Annotated in this window: 16 protein-coding genes; 11 read left to right on the forward strand and 5 right to left on the reverse strand. The window is 72.3% G+C overall.

Going from position 1 to position 14512, the window contains the following annotated elements; all coding sequences use genetic code 11:
• Positions 1 to 17: 17 nt before the first annotated feature.
• Positions 18 to 923 (reverse strand): LysR family transcriptional regulator, encoded by a 906-nt coding sequence (locus ABWI04_RS07755; protein ID WP_353831899.1) that lies wholly within the window; start codon positions 921 to 923, stop codon positions 18 to 20.
• 172 nt (positions 924 to 1095) lie between these two features.
• Between ABWI04_RS07755 and ABWI04_RS07760 the strand changes: the two genes are divergently transcribed.
• The 4 genes from ABWI04_RS07760 to ABWI04_RS07775 all read left to right on the forward strand — a co-directional run bounded on the left by ABWI04_RS07760 (position 1096) and on the right by ABWI04_RS07775 (position 4227).
• Entirely contained in the window at positions 1096 to 1977 is an 882-nt protein-coding gene (locus tag ABWI04_RS07760; RefSeq protein ID WP_345178909.1) for a phosphorothioated DNA-binding restriction endonuclease, read from the forward strand.
• A gap of 149 nt (positions 1978 to 2126) precedes the next feature.
• Positions 2127 to 2369 carry a DUF6411 family protein gene (locus ABWI04_RS07765; protein WP_353831900.1) on the forward strand — a complete coding sequence of 81 codons (243 nt, stop codon included), beginning with the start codon at positions 2127 to 2129 and terminating at the stop codon, positions 2367 to 2369.
• Positions 2370 to 2662: 293 nt separating this feature from the next.
• Positions 2663 to 3334: an esterase/lipase family protein gene (locus ABWI04_RS07770; RefSeq protein ID WP_353831901.1), complete on the forward strand. Its 672-nt coding sequence runs from the start codon at positions 2663 to 2665 to the stop codon at positions 3332 to 3334.
• 107 nt (positions 3335 to 3441) lie between these two features.
• Positions 3442 to 4227: an N-acetylmuramoyl-L-alanine amidase gene (locus ABWI04_RS07775; protein ID WP_353831902.1), complete on the forward strand. Its 786-nt coding sequence runs from the start codon at positions 3442 to 3444 to the stop codon at positions 4225 to 4227.
• 258 nt (positions 4228 to 4485) lie between these two features.
• On the opposite strand, the gene ABWI04_RS07780 is transcribed toward ABWI04_RS07775, so the two are convergent.
• Positions 4486 to 5349 (reverse strand): alpha/beta fold hydrolase, encoded by an 864-nt coding sequence (locus tag ABWI04_RS07780; protein ID WP_353831903.1) that lies wholly within the window; start codon positions 5347 to 5349, stop codon positions 4486 to 4488.
• A 34-nt stretch (positions 5350 to 5383) separates the two neighbouring features.
• Here ABWI04_RS07780 and ABWI04_RS07785 point away from each other — a divergent pair, with 34 nt between their 5' ends.
• Both ABWI04_RS07785 and ABWI04_RS07790 read left to right on the forward strand, forming a co-directional pair.
• Positions 5384 to 7360, forward strand: a complete 1977-nt coding sequence (locus ABWI04_RS07785) for an AfsR/SARP family transcriptional regulator (RefSeq protein ID WP_353831904.1) — start codon at positions 5384 to 5386, stop codon at positions 7358 to 7360.
• A gap of 107 nt (positions 7361 to 7467) precedes the next feature.
• Positions 7468 to 9126 carry a catalase gene (locus tag ABWI04_RS07790; RefSeq protein WP_353831905.1) on the forward strand — a complete coding sequence of 553 codons (1659 nt, stop codon included), beginning with the start codon at positions 7468 to 7470 and terminating at the stop codon, positions 9124 to 9126.
• Here the strand turns inward: ABWI04_RS07790 and ABWI04_RS07795 are convergent.
• Both ABWI04_RS07795 and ABWI04_RS07800 read right to left on the reverse strand, forming a co-directional pair.
• Positions 9123 to 9575, reverse strand: a complete 453-nt coding sequence (locus ABWI04_RS07795; protein ID WP_345178896.1) for an RsbRD N-terminal domain-containing protein — start codon at positions 9573 to 9575, stop codon at positions 9123 to 9125. The two genes, ABWI04_RS07790 and ABWI04_RS07795, sit on opposite strands and share 4 nt — an antisense overlap.
• A gap of 136 nt (positions 9576 to 9711) precedes the next feature.
• The gene (locus ABWI04_RS07800) at positions 9712 to 10830 is read right to left on the reverse strand and encodes a diaminopropionate ammonia-lyase (RefSeq protein ID WP_353831906.1); all 1119 of its coding nucleotides are present in this window, start codon (positions 10828 to 10830) and stop codon (positions 9712 to 9714) included.
• 88 nt (positions 10831 to 10918) lie between these two features.
• Between ABWI04_RS07800 and ABWI04_RS07805 the strand changes: the two genes are divergently transcribed.
• From ABWI04_RS07805 to ABWI04_RS07820, 4 genes are all read left to right on the forward strand, one after another.
• On the forward strand, positions 10919 to 11809 hold the full coding sequence (locus ABWI04_RS07805) for a LysR family transcriptional regulator (RefSeq protein ID WP_353831907.1): 891 nt from the start codon (positions 10919 to 10921) through the stop codon (positions 11807 to 11809).
• 140 nt (positions 11810 to 11949) lie between these two features.
• A complete protein-coding gene (locus tag ABWI04_RS07810) occupies positions 11950 to 12222 on the forward strand; it encodes a hypothetical protein (protein WP_345178889.1) in 273 nt (90 codons plus the stop codon).
• 13 nt (positions 12223 to 12235) lie between these two features.
• Positions 12236 to 12379, forward strand: a complete 144-nt coding sequence (locus ABWI04_RS07815) for a hypothetical protein (RefSeq protein ID WP_345178886.1) — start codon at positions 12236 to 12238, stop codon at positions 12377 to 12379.
• A gap of 238 nt (positions 12380 to 12617) precedes the next feature.
• Complete coding sequence (locus ABWI04_RS07820; RefSeq protein ID WP_353831908.1) at positions 12618 to 13097, forward strand: hypothetical protein; 480 nt, start codon at positions 12618 to 12620, stop codon at positions 13095 to 13097.
• Between the two features lie 70 nt (positions 13098 to 13167).
• On the opposite strand, the gene ABWI04_RS07825 is transcribed toward ABWI04_RS07820, so the two are convergent.
• Complete coding sequence (locus tag ABWI04_RS07825) at positions 13168 to 13398, reverse strand: hypothetical protein (protein WP_089310719.1); 231 nt, start codon at positions 13396 to 13398, stop codon at positions 13168 to 13170.
• 128 nt (positions 13399 to 13526) lie between these two features.
• Here ABWI04_RS07825 and ABWI04_RS07830 point away from each other — a divergent pair, with 128 nt between their 5' ends.
• Positions 13527 to 14300: a MerR family transcriptional regulator gene (locus ABWI04_RS07830; protein ID WP_345178878.1), complete on the forward strand. Its 774-nt coding sequence runs from the start codon at positions 13527 to 13529 to the stop codon at positions 14298 to 14300.
• The last annotated feature ends 212 nt before the right edge of the window (positions 14301 to 14512 follow it).

Here is a 14512-nt window from a genome sequence, read left to right on the forward strand (position 1 = left end):
GCGGCTATAGAACGTATCTATATGGCGCCTGCGGCACGCAGTTCCCGGACGGTTCGTGCGGCGAGTTCGCAGAAGACCTCCGGAAGGCCCTCGTCGGAGCGCCGTCGGGCTGCGATCGTGACCGTCGGGGAGAGTCCGGTCATCGGCAGGGTCTCGATCCCTGAGGGCGCCAGGGTGTCGCGCAGCGCGAACGGCCCGGGGCAGGGGACGCCGTTCAGCCGGATGGAGAGCGCGGCGGCGGCGACGGTGTCCACCGGCTCGCCGAGGAACCGCGCGTCCTCGTGGTTCCGCTCCTCGTAGAAGGTCCACCAGCGCTGCGCGGTCAGGGGGACGCTGTCGGCGATCGCGACGAAGGCGGCGTCGATGACGTCGTCGAGCGTGAGCGTGCCGGCTTCTGCCAGCGGGTGTCCGGCCGGCACCAGGACGGCACGGGGTTCGTCGTCGACGAGGACTTCCCAGTCGAGCCGCTCGGGGTCGACGGGGAGGCGGATCAGGGCGACGTCCACGTCTCCGTCGAGGAGCGGCCGGTCCAGTTCGTTGAGTTCCAGGGCCCGCCAGGCCGTCCGCACTTCCGGAAACGCCGCTTTGAACGCGCTGATCACAGGCACCTGGACGTCTCCCGGCAGGGGACCGGCGATTCCGATGCGCAGGGTGCGCGGGCCGTCGGCCCGGTGGCGGGCCGCCGAGACCGCGTCAGCGGTGGCGGCGAGGATGGCGACGACGTGTTCGTAGAAGACCGCTCCGGACGCTGTGGGTGCGATGCCGCCCGGCTCCCGGACGAGCAGCGTCGCGCCCACCTCGCGTTCGAGGACGCGGATCTGCTGGCTGAGGGTCGGTTGCGATATGTGGAGTGCCTGGGCCGCCCGGGTGAACGAGCCTTGCTCGACAACCGCTAAAAAGTACCGGAAATGCCGGAGTTCCATCTCGTCTCCAGAAGGCGCCGCCCGATGTCGGCAGAGTGATTCTACGATTCGGCTCCTCCGGCTCCGGAGAGCAATGGAGGTTTGTCCGGCAGTGGCCGTCTCCCGTCCGCGAGAGACCTTTGATCATCAACGGGCGTGATCTCGCCATTGCGGTTCCCGTAGGGTGCCGGGTGTGGACTGGGTTGAGCGGGTTACGGGGGTCCGCAGGTGGTCGCGAGGTGGGGAGCGGGCGCCGCATAAGCCTTTGCTGTTGTTGTACGCGCTCGGGCACTTTCAGCGGTGCGGTGATGCGCCGATCTTCTACAGCGAGGTCGAGGAGCACCTCGCCGGGCTTCTGCGGGAGTTCGGGCCGCCCCGGAAGACCAGTCCCGCATATCCCTTCCACTATCTGACCAGCGACGGTTTGTGGGAGGTGCGGACCGCCGATGGGGGCGGCAGTCCGGGACCCGGCGTCGGCGGCCTGCGGGCTCAGGCCGCGCGGGGGCGGCTGACCGGGGAGCTGGCGGCCGCGCTGCGGGATGATCCGCGGTTGTTGCCCCAGCTTTGCCGCGCCATTCTGGACGTCAACTTCGAACCCTCGCTGCATGACGACATCTGCGCGGCCGCCGGGATCGACCTGGAGTCGATCGAGGCCGCGGGCGCGGTGATCCCGCGGCGGCGCGACCGGGCCTTCCGCGAGCAGATCATGGTCGCCTACGAGTACCAGTGCGCGTTCTGCGGCTATGACGGCTGGCTGAACGGGACCGCGGTCGGGCTGGACGCCGCGCACGTCCGATGGTGGGCCTTTGACGGGCCCGACGACATCACCAACGGCATCTGCCTGTGCGCACTGCACCACAAGCTCTTCGACAAGGGCGCGCTCGGCATAGCCGAGGATCGGCGGGTCACCGTGTCGGTGCACTACGTCGGGCGCGGTCCGGCCGCCCGCCATCAGGTTCACGCTCTGGCCGGACGCCCGATCAGCACGCCGCAGAAGGCCTTTCCGGACGTGGATGACCAGCACATCGCCTGGCACGCCCGCGAGGTCTTCCGCTCCCCTGCCCGGGCGGCGTGACGCAACTCGGGGCCCGCGCACACCGTCTGCCGCCCCGGTTCGAAGCGTCAGCCGGGTCGTGCCCTCGCGGTCCTAAGGGACGGGCTGCATGGCTCGGTCAAGTGAGGGTAGAGCGGCTTTGACCGTAAACGGCTGAAAGGGCGGGTTTCATGGTTATTGTCGCCATCGTGGGCGTCTGTGCTGTTCTGCTGGTTCTGGCGTTCCTGCTGCCGAGGTTGTCGCGGCATCCGCAGCGAGGTACCCAGCGCGCGCTGGGGGTGGGGTCACGTGCGGGTTCTTCCGCTCCGGGCGGGCTCGGGCGGCTGCTGAGCAAGCCGTTCCGCAGCTCCTCGCGTGCCGTCGGCCGCAGCGGGGACGCCGGGCGGCGCGCTCGCGCCCGCTCCCCGTTCTGATTCCCAGCCCGTAGCCGTGGCATCCTTCGCCGCCCGTCTCCCAGCTGAGGCGGGCGGCAGCCCTTTTTGAGGCGCGGTAGCGGTCGGGGCCGGCTCGGCGGTTCAGCGGGGACGGCTTCGTGGCCTTGCGCGGTGAGGTTCAGCGCAGCGGGGGCCGCCGGCGGGGGCTGACGGCCGTCAGCCGCCCGATCCTTTGCGCGCTTCCGTCCGGGAGGCCGGTGATTTCACCGATGCTCTCCGGGAGGGCGAGGTTCAGACTCCGGGGCGTTGGCTGTCCCACCCCTGGAGGTTCCATGAGAAAGGTCCTCGGTTCCGTCGTCGCTTTGCTCGCGGCACTGGCGGCGTTCGGATTCGGCCTCGCGCCGGCGCAGGCGGCCGGGCCGCGGCCCGTGGTGTTCGTGCACGGGTACACCGGCAACGCGTCCAACTGGGTCACCGCCATGTCGGTGTTCCGCGCAGCGGGCTACAGCAGCGACCAGCTGTTCGCCTACGAGTACAACTCCTACGGCGACAACAAGCAGAACGCGGCGGGGCTCGCCTCCTACGTGAACCAGGTGAAGTCGCGGACCGGCGCCTCCCAGGTCGACATCGTCAACCACTCCATGGGCGGTCTGGTCAGCCAGTACTACCTGAAGGTGCTGAACGGGAACCCGAACGTCGCGCACCTGGCGTCGATCGCGGGCGCCAACCACGGGACGACGTACGCCACCGCCTGCACGGCCTTCGAGACGTGCCGGCAGATGCTCCCCGGGTCGACGTTCATCCAGCAGATCAGCGCGGGGGACGAGACGCCCGGCAGCACGCAGTACGCCACCTGGTACTCGCCGTGCGACGGCATCATCATCCCCTACACCAGCACCCGCCTGGACGGCGCGAACAACCACTACGTGGCCTGCCAGACCCACCTCGGCTACCTCGCCGACGCGGTGGTGCTCGGCGCCATCGCCCAGTTCACGAAGAGCTGACGCCGGCGGCGGACATAACGGGCGGGAGGGACGACCTCCCGCCCGTTCCGTTTGGCGCCGCGAGGCCCGGCGCAGAAATCCCGGTGAGGGCGAGGGGGAGCCGGCTCATGGAGAAGCTCGTTGGGAAGCCCGTGGCGGCTTGCCTGGTCTGCCTGGGACTGCTCGCCTGCCATGCTCGGCCCGCCACGGGCAGCGGGCCGCCGCCGGCCCCGAAGGGCGGCGGATCCGCCGCGCCGGGACCCCTCAGCGGAAAGGTGATCGTGCTCGATCCCGGGCACAACGGCGGGAACGCGGCCCATCCGGAAGCGATCAGCCGGCCGGTGTGGGTCGGGAACGGCCGCAAGGCCTGCAACACGACCGGGACCGCCACCGCGGACGGTTACGCCGAGCACGCCTTCACCTGGGACGTCTCGAACCGGCTGGCGAAGGCGCTGCGGGCCAGGGGCGCCAGGGTGACGCTGACGCGCGGCAGCGACGCGGGGGTGGGGCCCTGCGTCACGGAGCGGGCGGCGATCGGGAACCGGGCGCGCGCCGACGCGACGCTGTCGATCCACGGCGACGGTGCGGCGGCGGCCAGGCACGGCTTCCACGTCATCCTGCCGATGCCCGTGGGCGGGAACAGGGGGATCGTCGCCCCGTCCGCCCGCCTGGGGACGGCGATCCGCGACGCCTACCGGTCGGGGACGAGCATGCCCTACGCCGACTACCTCGGGAAGGACGGGCTCGATCGGCGGGACGATCTCGGCGGGCTGAACATGTCCACCGTGCCGGCCGTCTTCATCGAGTGCGGGAACATGAAGAACCCGGGGGACGCGGCCAAGATGTCGAGTGCCGCGTTCAGGCAGATCATGGCCGAGTCCCTGGCCGAGGGCTTCGAGGACTACCTCCGCTGAGTTTGCCCGTTACTGGGATTGTTCGGGACGTCTCCGGCTAGGTCAGTCACGACGAGGCACACCGGACGAACGGACGATCGCCATGAACCGCAGGCGCGGACGGAGCGCGTCGCCGCCCAACTGGGAAATGCTGCTTGGGCTGGTCGCCACCGGCTTCATCATCTACGTGTGGGTGTGGGCGGCGACGCAGGGCGGCCCGCCCTTCTGGTAGCGGCGGCCCGTCCTTCCGGTGGCCGCGGGGCCGCCCCTGCGTCTCGCTCATCGCTCCAGGAGCGTCCTGAGGGACTTCGCCACCTCCGCGGGCGCCTCCTCTGCCATGAAGTGGCCGCACGTGACGGTCTCATGGCGGAGATCGGCCGCCCATGCGCCCCACAGCGCGGTGGCGTCGTAGCCGAGGGCGGCGCCCCAGTCCTGCTGGAGGACGGTGACGGGCATCCGCAGGCGGTTGCCCGCTTCCCGGTCGGCCGTGTCGTGGTCGACGTCGATCCCGGCGGACGCGCGGTAGTCCGCGACGATCGAGGGGACGGCGGCGCGGCAGGCGTCCAGGTAGGCGGCGCGGACGTCGGGCGGGATCGCGGACGGGTCGTTCGTCCACGCGTCGAGGAAGTGGCCGAAGAAGGCGTCCGGGGCGCCGGAGATCAGCTGCTCGGGGAGGCCGGGCGGCTGCGCCATCAGGTACAGGTGGAAGCCGACGGCGGCCGACGCGCCGCGCATGACGTCCCACATGTCCAGGGTCGGCAGGATGTCCAGGCAGGCGAGATGGGTGATCGTGCCGGGGTGGTCGAGGCCGGCGCGGAACGCGACGTGCGCGCCGCGGTCGTGGCCGGCGAGGGCGAAGCGGTCGTGGCCGAGGGCGCGGGCGAGCGCGACGGTGTCGGCGGCCATGGTCCGCTTGGAGTAGCCGTCGGACGGTTTGTCGCTCTCGCCGTACCCGCGCAGGTCGGGGACGATGACCGTGTGGTCGGCGGCGAGGTCGCGGGCGACGTGCCGCCACATCAGGTGGGTCTGCGGGAAGCCGTGCAGCAGGACGATCGGGGGGCCCGATCCGCCGACCGCCGCGTTGAGGGACACGCCCTCGGCGACGGGGACGCGCTGGTAGTCGAAATCGCTGATCGTTGGCATGCGTCCCAGGCTGCCGGGCGCGGATGAGCATCCGATGAGCGCGCTATACCGTGAGGGCGTGGAGGTCCTGTTCGGGGTGCTGGGGCCGGTGACGGCCTGGGACGGGCACGGGGACGCGATCGCCCTGAAGGGGCCTCGGCACCGCGCCGTCCTGGCCCGCCTGATCGTCGCGCGGGGGCGCGTGGTGCCGGTGTCCCGGATCGTGGACGATCTGTGGGTCGATCCGCCGTCGGACGCGGTCGGCGCCGTCCGCACCTTCGTGGCGGCGCTGCGGCGCGTCCTCGAACCGGATCGCCCGCCGAGGACGCCGCCCCGGCTGCTGGTCACCGAGGGTCCGGGCTACGCGCTGCGCGCCGGGCCCGAGGCCGTGGACGCCTGGCGTTTCGAGCGGGTCGTGGCCTCGGACCGTCCCCCCGCCGAACTGGCCGTCGCGCTGGACGAGGCGCTGGGCTGGTGGCGCGGCCCCGCCTACGCCGAGTTCGCCGAGGAGCCGTGGGCGCGGGCGGAGCACTCCCGGCTGGCCGAACTGCGGCTGCGCGCCGTCGAGCGGAAGGCCGAGGCGCGGCTGGCGCAGGGCCTGGCCGCCGAGGCGATACCGGATCTGGACGCGCATGTCGCCGACCATCCCTGGCGCGAGGACGCCTGGCGTCTACTGGCGCTCGCCCTCTACCGGACCGGCCGTCAGGGCGACGCACTGGCCGTCCTGCACAGGGCCCGCGGCCTTCTGGTCGAGGAACTGGGGTTGGACCCCGGTCCGACCTTGCGCCGCCTGGAGGAGGACATCCTCCGCCAGGCCGACCACCTGGAACCCGCCCGGGACGCGGCGTCGCGCGTGTGGGCCCAGGCGGCCGAGGCATACGACCGGACGGTCGCGTCCGGTGCGCGTGCCCGGCTGGAGTCGACGGTCGGCCTGCTGCGGAGCCTCGCGGTGACCGGTGCCGGGGGCCTGGAGGCGGCCCGGGAGCAGCGCCTGGCGGTCGTCACGGCGGCCGAGGAGCTGGGCGACGCGGAGCTGACCGCCCGGGTGATCGGCGCGTTCGACGTCCCGGCGATCTGGACCCGGTCGGATGATCCGCGCCAGGCGGCCGGAGTGGTGGCGGCGGCGGAGCGCGCCCTCGCCGGGCTGCCGGAGGACGGGCACGAGGCCGCGCGGGCCCGGCTGCTGGCCACGATCGCGCTGGAGTCGCGCGGCGCCCGCGACGACCGGGCGCGCGAGGCGGCGCGGGCGGCCGTGCGGGTTGCCCGCGAGTTGGACGATCCAGCGCTCCTCGCGTTCGCGCTGAACGGCGCGTTCATGCAGGCGTTCGACCGGGCGGGGCTGGCGCCGCGGCGGGACGGGATCGGCGCGGAGCTGGTGGACGTGTCGGCGCGCAACGACCTGTCGAGCTACGAGGTGCTCGGTCATCTCGTCCGGGTCCAGGCCCGCGCCGCGCTCGGCGACTTCGGCGCGGCCGACCGGCACGCGGACGCCGCCGACCGCCTCGCCGAGCGGCACGAGCGCCCGCTGGTGGGCGTGTTCACGACCTGGTACCGGGCTCTGCGGCTCGCCGCGTCCGGCGAGGCGTCGTTCGAGGAGGCCGAGAGCGCCTACCGGGCCGCGGCCGCGCACATGGAGGGCTGCGGAATGCCCGGTCTGGAGGAGGGGTTGCTGCCGCTCGCCCTCCTCTGCCTGCGCGTCCAGCACCGGCTGCCCGCCCAGACCGGGCCCGCCGACTGGGGGCCGTACCTGCCCTGGGCCCGGCCTCTGGTGCTGCTGGCGCGCGGACGACCCGGCGAGGCCGCCGCGGCGCTGCGGGACGTCCCCGACCCGCCACGGGACCTGCTGTTCGAAGCCCTGTGGTGCCTCACCGGGCAGGCCGCCATCGCGGTGGGCGACCGGCCGGCGATGCGGCGCGCGCACGACGAACTCGTCCCGGCCGCGGGCGAACTGGCGGGCGCGCAGAGCGGGCTGCTCACCCTGGGCCCGGTCTCCAGGCACGTGGACGACCTCGCCGCCGCCCTCACCGAATGACCGGCTGTGCGCACGCCCTCGCCCGGCAGGGTTTACCTGGTGCAGACCTTCCTCTGTCCCCCGCCGGGTAGGGCGCCAGCGAGAGCGGGTGAGAGGAGACAGGCGTCGTGACGGACGTTGCGAGCATGGGGCCACAGCCGGGGGACGACCGTCCGGTGCTGACCAACCGGCAGGGCCACCCGGTGTACGACAACCAGAACCAGCGCACGGTGGGCTCTCGGGGCCCGGCCACCTTGGAGAACTATCAGTTTCTGGAGAAGATCAGCCATTTCGACCGGGAGCGCATCCCGGAGCGGGTCGTGCACGCGCGCGGCGTGACGGCGTACGGGTTCTTCGAGGCGTACGGGAAATGGGGCGACGAGCCGATCGCGAACTACACCCGTGCCAGGCTGTTCCACGGGGAGGGCAAGCGCACTCCCATCGCGCTGCGGTTCTCCACGGTCATCGGCGGGCGCGACTCGGCGGAGACGGCGCGGGACCCGCGCGGGTTCGCCATCAAGTTCTACACCGAGGACGGCAACTGGGACCTCGTCGGCAACAACCTGGCGGTCTTCTTCATCCGGGACGCCATCAAGTTCCCCGACGTCATCCACGCCCTCAAGCCCGATCCGGTGACGTTCCGGCAGGAGCCGGCGCGCATCTTCGACTTCATGTCGCAGACGCCTGAGTCGATGCACATGCTCGTCAACCTGTTCAGCCCGCGCGGGATCCCGGCCGACTACCGGCACATGCAGGGATTCGGCGTGAACACCTACAAGTGGGTGAACCAGACGGGCGAGACCAAGCTCGTGAAGTACCACTGGATGCCGAAGCAGGGCGTGCGCAGCATGACGGCGGAGGACGCCGCCGCCGTGCAGGCCGACGACCTCGGGCACGCGACGAAGGACCTCCACGAGGCCATCGACCGCGGGGAGTTCCCGGAGTGGGAGCTGGTCGTCCAGATGATGGACGACCATGAGCACCCGGAGCTGGACTTCGATCCCCTCGACGACACGAAGGTGTGGCCGGAGAACGACTTCCCGCCGAAGCCGGTCGGGCGGATCGTCCTCGACCGGAACGTCGAGGACAACTTCGCCGAGAACGAGCAGATCTCGTTCGGCACCGGCGTCCTGGTCGACGGGCTCGACTTCTCCGACGACAAGATGCTCGTCGGGCGGACGTTCTCCTACAGCGACACGCAGCGCCACCGGGTCGGCCCGAATTACCTCCAACTGCCCGTCAACCGGGCCAAGGGCACCCATGTCCGAACGAACCAGCGCGACGGGCAGATGGCGTACCACGTGGACGCCGGAGGGGCGAACCCCCACGTGAACTACGAGCCGTCCATCACCGGGGGCCTGCGCGAGGGCGAGTACCCGACGCACGACGAGCAGGGCCCGGAGATCACGGGCCGCCTCACCCGCAAGCGCATCGCCCGGGCGAACGACTACAAGCAGGCGGGCCAGCGCTACCTGCTCATGGAGGAGTGGGAGCGCGACGACCTGGTGCGCAACTTCGTCGAGCTGATCTCGGAGTGCGCGCGTCCCGTCCAGGAGCGCATGGTGTGGCACTTCCTGCTCGCCGAGGACGATCTCGGGCTGCGCGTCGGCCAGGGGCTCGGCATCTCCGCCGACGACGTCAGGAACCTCGGCCCGCTGCCCGGGCAGGACCTCACCGACGAGGACCAGCAGCGGCTGAAGAACCTCGGCCAGAACGGTCCGCGGGACGTCGACGGCCTGAGGATGACGCACTGCGTGCCGAACGAGAGGGCCGTCCGGCGGCGCTAGTTCTCGGAGACGAGGGTGCGGAGGCGGCGCGTCCCGGCGTGCCGCCCGGCCCGGCGGTGGCCCTCGACGGCGGCCTGGACGATGCGGCCCTCCGCGCTGAACGCCTGCTCCATGACCGTGACGTACTCGGCCGTGGGCGGGTAGAGGCCGGCGGCGGCGCCGGCCGTCCGGCGGATCAGGACGCGGGCGCCGGTGCGCAGCGCGGACTCGAAGTGCCGGACGTCGTGCCCCGCGCGGGCCTGGCTGGCGCCGAGGGCGCGGAACGCGTCGAGCACGGCGGCCGTCTCGCGGGCGCCGGTGTAGGCGGCGAGGGCGTCCCGGACGAGGGCGAGGATCTCGCGCGCCCGCAGGTGCGTGTAGGCGGGGACGCGCTCGGCGATCTCTCCGGCGACCTCGGCGGTGATCTCGTCGAGGCGGTCGGCGAGGAACTGGTCCAGAGTGGGCTGCATGGCGCGTCCCCTCTCGTTGCTCGTCCCCGGGGGCGACCGGGAGCGTGGGCCGAGAGCACACCGATCCAGGCGGATGCGGTGAGATTATGTTACCGGCGCGTAGGTCAGATCCGCTGCCCCCTTTTCCGAAATGTCGTTAAGCGGGGTTGGCGGCCCGCCCCTCCGTGGCCAGGAGGACGACCGTTTCCCCGTGCCCGGACGCGAGGAGCGGGCGGCGGTCCGGCGCCAGCGCGGCACGGGCCCCGGCGAGGGAGGCGGCGCCGCACGGCCCGGCCGCGACCCCGAGGCGGGCCAGGTCACGCGCGGCGCGGGCCGTGGACGCGTCGGTGACCGCTACGGCGGCGTCCAGGCCGGCGCGTAGGACGGGCCAAGCGAGAGTCGACGGAGTTGCGCAGTTCAACCCCGCCATGGTGGTCGGCCGTGTCCTGACGGTCAGCGGCCTGTCCTGGTGGAGGCTCGCCAAGACGCAGGGCGCCGCATCGGGTTCGACGGAGAGCAACGTGGGAGCGGACCGTCCAGAGCGGTAGTGAGTCACAGCCGCCTGGGCCAGCGACCCCACCCCCACTGGAATGGCCACAAGGCCCGCTGGGGCGGCCCCCACCTCGGCGAGTTGTTCGTCTATCTCGCTGAAGAGGGTGGAGTAGCCTTCGACTATCCATTGCGGCACGCGTTCGTAGCCCGGCCATGCGGTGTCCTGGACGAGCAGCGCCGACGGGTCGGCGGCCGCGGCGTCGGCGGCGGCCCGCACCGCCTCGTCGTAGGACGCCGGTATCTCGGTCACGGCCGCGCCCTCCGCCTTGATCGCCGCCACCGCCTCGGGGTGGACGCCGTGCGGGACGCAGACCTCCGCTGCCAGCCCCAGCAGCCGGGCCATCGCCGCGACCGCGCGGCCGTGGTTGCCGTCCGTCGCCGTCACGAGCCGGACGTCCGGCCGCGCCGACCGCAGATCGGCGAGGGACGTCCCGCCGGGCGCGAGGCCCAGCCGGTCGCAGAGCGCCCGGTGGACGCCCCACGAGGCGCCGAGGATCTTGAAGGCGGGCAGGCCGAGGCGCGCCGACTCGTCCTTGACGAACACCCGCCGGGCGCCGAGTTCGGCCGCCAGAGACGGCAGCTCGACAAGCGGCGTCGCGGCGTGGCCGGGAAGCGTCCGGTGGAAGGCGGCGACGTCGCGCGGCGCGGGCGGGCACGTCCAGTCGCGCGCGGCCGGACGGGCGAACCAGGACGAACGGGCTAGCGAGGCGGGGGCCGTGACCATGGCGAACACCGTCCCGCGCCGGACTCCGATCGGTCCAGCGAATGTTTCCGAGCGATAATCGTCATCCGAGCCGATGAATGGAGCGGCCATGCTGGACCTGCACCGGCTCCGGCTCCTGCGCGAGCTGAAGCACCGGGGGACGCTCGCCGCCGTCGCCGAGGCCCTCTCCTACAGCCCGTCCTCGATCTCGCAGCAGCTGTCCGTCCTGGAGAGGGAGGCCGGGGTGCCGCTGCTGGAGCCGGTGGGCCGCCGCGTCCGGCTGACCGCGCAGGCCGAGATCCTCGTCGCGCACACCGAGGCCGTGCTGGAGCGCCTCGAACGCGCGGAGGCCGACCTCGCCGCGTCCCTGCACGGGATCACGGGGGTGCTGCGGGTCGCCGCGTTCCAGACGGCCGCGCTCGCGCTCGTCCCCGACGCGCTCAGCGCGCTGCGCGACGCCCACCCGCGGCTCCGGATCGAGATCACGCAGCGGGAGCCGGAGAGCGCCCTGCCCGCCCTGCTCGCGCGCGACTTCGACCTGGTGATCACCGAGGAGTACCCGGGCGACCCGAGCCCCCGCCCGGCGGGCGTCGACCACGAGGAGCTCGGGACGGACGAGATCCGCCTCGCGCTCCCCTCGCCGTCGCCGGACGCGGGCCTGCGCGACCTGGCGGAGAGTCCCTGGGCGATGGAGCCGGAGGGCACGGCGTCCCGGCGGTGGGCGACGCGGCTGTGCCGGGAGGCGGGCTTCGAGCCGGACGTGCGCTTCGAGTCGACCGACCTGCTGCTGCATCTGCGGCTGGTCGAGCGCGGCCACGCCGCCGCGCTGCTCCCGGGCCTGGTCTGGCAGGACGGCCCGCCCGCCGTGCCCGTCGTCGAGCTGCCGGAGGAGCACCGTACCCGCCGCCTGTTCACGGCGTCCCGCCGGGGAAGCGGCTCCCATCCGGCCGTACGCGCCTTCCGCAAGGCCCTCGCGGACGCCTTTTCGTCCCGTTCCTAAGGCCTGCTCAGGGGTGACCCGGGGGGAGAACTCCACCCCGGATCGGGGTTTTCCCCTATGGCGATGAATCCGCGGGGAAGGCAGAGTCGTTATCAGCAGAAGGGTGACAAGGAAGTCTCCCGCAGGAAGAAGGCACTCCGATGTCGACCATGCCGAGCCTCACCTCGATGAACGCGTCCGACCTCGCCGAGATCCTGTTCACCTCCCCGCTGCAGGAGTCCGACCGCCCCTCCGCCGAGCAGGTCCGCACCACGATCAACGACCGTTTCGGGGCCTGCGGCGGGGACGTCTCCCGCTGGACCGCCGCCGTCGCCCAGGAGGCCGGCGACCATCCGGACGCCTTCCTGGCCCGGATGCGCTGGGCCCTCACCAGCGTGTACGCGGCCTACCCCGACCTGACCACCGCCGCCTGATCCGGGAGGGATCATGCGTTCACCGTTCGCCGACCGCCGCGAGGACATCCTTCCCCGCTCGCTCGCCGACCTGCTCGCCGCCGAGGCGTCCCGCGCCGAGGACGAGGCGCCCCGGCGCCGGCAGCGCCGCACGACGACGGCGCGGCGCGCCACGTAGCCGCCGCCGTCCGGCGCCTCCCGGATGATCGGCCCGGCCCGCCGCATGGGCCCGCGGGCCCGGCGAGACCCTCTCCACGTATTGGGGCCCGGCCTGAGCCGGACGGGGCCCTAGGGCCCTGAAGTGCGGGACCCGATTCTTCCTAGCGTGTTCTCACCTGGAAGAACGCGCGGAGGGACGGGACTCGATGAGGCGCCGAATTGTCGACATCGCCGCAAGCGGTGCAGTGTGCAGCGTCATGACGGCTGCTCTGATGTTCTTCTCGGGTCTCCAGGGACACGGGGAAACGGCGAGCCGCGCCTCGGACACCGAGGCCAGGGCAGGTTCCAAGGTGCAGGTGAAGACCGCACCGTCCTCCCAGCTCCAAGAAGCGAAGAAGAATTGCGTTCTGCGTGCCTGGCGCCCGTCCATCAGAGGGAAGGGCACGTCCGCCCAGGTCGTCGGCTACGGCAGCATCATCTGCGACAAGCCCGGATACATCGCCTTCGAAGTGTCGCTCTGCCAGCGCATTCCGGGCGACCGCTGGGCCTGCAACACGAGTCAGAACTCCCTCACCGTCAGGAAGTGGGGGTCGTATCTCCAGGCCAAGGCGACGATTCCGTGCGACCAGACCTCGGGCAGGGAGACCTACCGGACCGCGGTCGTCGGCGATGTCGTCGAGGGCTGGGACGAGCATCGAGAGAAGAGCGGGGAGGCACGGCTCCACTGCCCCGGCTGAGCAACGACCATGCGGCCCCGGCTCGGTTCGTCCGGCCAGGGCCGTCCCGGCTTCCGGGCCGCCCGAAGGGTCAGTGGCGCGACTTGGTCTTCTTGACCGTCTTGTGCTTGGACGACTTCTTCTTGTGGCCTCCGCCGTCCGACTCCCACTCGTACCCGGGAGTGTTGTTCTTGCAGAAGCGGTCGCTCACCTTCGTGTCGGTCGCATCGTGCTCGCACCACCGGTCCTGACCGCAGGCGGTCAGCCCGAACGCGGCGACCAGACCGACGAGCGCGAGGGCCGCGGAACGGGTCTTCAGCATCTTTCGCCTTTCTTTCCGGCAGGGGGCGTCGGCAACGACGGGGATCTGACGTGCGCGACCCCGCCGGCGTTCCGTCGCCGCACGATGCGGGACGTGGCCGGGACCGGCCGCGAACTATGCTGGCCGCCGTGAGCGAAGAGCCGACGGAGGAACAGGGCGGCCGTCCCGGCGCCGGGGCCCGCGAGTACCGCATCGGCGAACTCGCCACGGCCGCCGGGGTCCCGGTGCGGACCCTGCGGTACTACCAGGAGCGCAAGCTGCTGCCGCCGCCCCGCCGCGAGGGGCGCATCGGCCTGTACTCCGAGGACCATCTGGCCCGCCTCCGCATGATCGGGAACCTGCTGGACCGCGGGCACACCCTGGAGGGCATCCGCGAGCTGCTGGCCGCCTGGGAGCAGGGCCGCGACATCGGCACCGTGCTCGGCGTCGAGAAGGCGGTCACGACCCCGTGGTCGAACGAGGTCCCGGTGACGATGACGCTGGACGAGCTGGCCGCGCTGTTCCCCGGCGAGGTCGGCCCGGAGGCCGTCGAGCGGGCCGTCGCGCTCGGGCACATCGAGGTGGACGGCGACCGCGTCACCCACTGGAGCCGCCGCCAGCTCGACGCCACGGTGACGCTGGTGCGGGCGGGGGTGCCGCTGGACGCCGTGCTCGCGACCGGGCAGGAGCTCCAGCGCAGCATGGACGACCTCGCCGCGATGTTCGTCCGGCTGATCACGACGCACGTCGTCGGGCGGCTGGACGAGGCCGTCGACGACCGGCACCTCGGGGCCCTCACCGAGACCATCGCCCGGCTGCGCCCCGGCGCCCAGGTCACGGTCGAGGCCGGCTTCGCCCGGGCGATGGACCGGCAGGTCCGCGCCGCGATCGACGAGCTGCTCGGCCGCCTGGCCAGTCCCTGAGCCGTCCTTTACCGAAGCACGGCCCCCGGACGCCCCGTCCCGGCTTTCATGATCAATAGCGTGGCCGGATGGCACGATCCATCGCCGCGCTCGCGCTCGCGGCCGCGCTGCTGCCGACCGCCGCGCCCGCCCGGGCCGCGGCCCCGGACGGCCCCTGCACGTCGCTCCGGCACCCGAAGGCCGCCGACCGGCTCGGCGCGCGGATCGGGCAG

The organism is Actinomadura sp. NPDC000929, from assembly GCF_040492065.1.
Classification (GTDB): domain Bacteria; phylum Actinomycetota; class Actinomycetes; order Streptosporangiales; family Streptosporangiaceae; genus Spirillospora; species Spirillospora verrucosospora.

Coding starts and splice junctions, on each gene's coding strand:
- ABWI04_RS07755 (WP_353831899.1), bottom strand. CDS start 923: ATGGAACTCCGGCATTTCCGGTACTTTTTAGCGGTTGTCGAGCAAGGC.
- ABWI04_RS07765 (WP_353831900.1), top strand. CDS start 2,127: ATGGTTATTGTCGCCATCGTGGGCGTCTGTGCTGTTCTGCTGGTTCTG.
- ABWI04_RS07770 (WP_353831901.1), top strand. CDS start 2,663: ATGAGAAAGGTCCTCGGTTCCGTCGTCGCTTTGCTCGCGGCACTGGCG.
- ABWI04_RS07775 (WP_353831902.1), top strand. CDS start 3,442: ATGGAGAAGCTCGTTGGGAAGCCCGTGGCGGCTTGCCTGGTCTGCCTG.
- ABWI04_RS07780 (WP_353831903.1), bottom strand. CDS start 5,349: ATGCCAACGATCAGCGATTTCGACTACCAGCGCGTCCCCGTCGCCGAG.
- ABWI04_RS07785 (WP_353831904.1), top strand. CDS start 5,384: ATGAGCGCGCTATACCGTGAGGGCGTGGAGGTCCTGTTCGGGGTGCTG.
- ABWI04_RS07795 (WP_345178896.1), bottom strand. CDS start 9,575: ATGCAGCCCACTCTGGACCAGTTCCTCGCCGACCGCCTCGACGAGATC.
- ABWI04_RS07800 (WP_353831906.1), bottom strand. CDS start 10,830: ATGGTCACGGCCCCCGCCTCGCTAGCCCGTTCGTCCTGGTTCGCCCGT.
- ABWI04_RS07805 (WP_353831907.1), top strand. CDS start 10,919: ATGCTGGACCTGCACCGGCTCCGGCTCCTGCGCGAGCTGAAGCACCGG.
- ABWI04_RS07810 (WP_345178889.1), top strand. CDS start 11,950: ATGTCGACCATGCCGAGCCTCACCTCGATGAACGCGTCCGACCTCGCC.
- ABWI04_RS07815 (WP_345178886.1), top strand. CDS start 12,236: ATGCGTTCACCGTTCGCCGACCGCCGCGAGGACATCCTTCCCCGCTCG.
- ABWI04_RS07820 (WP_353831908.1), top strand. CDS start 12,618: ATGACGGCTGCTCTGATGTTCTTCTCGGGTCTCCAGGGACACGGGGAA.
- ABWI04_RS07825 (WP_089310719.1), bottom strand. CDS start 13,398: ATGCTGAAGACCCGTTCCGCGGCCCTCGCGCTCGTCGGTCTGGTCGCC.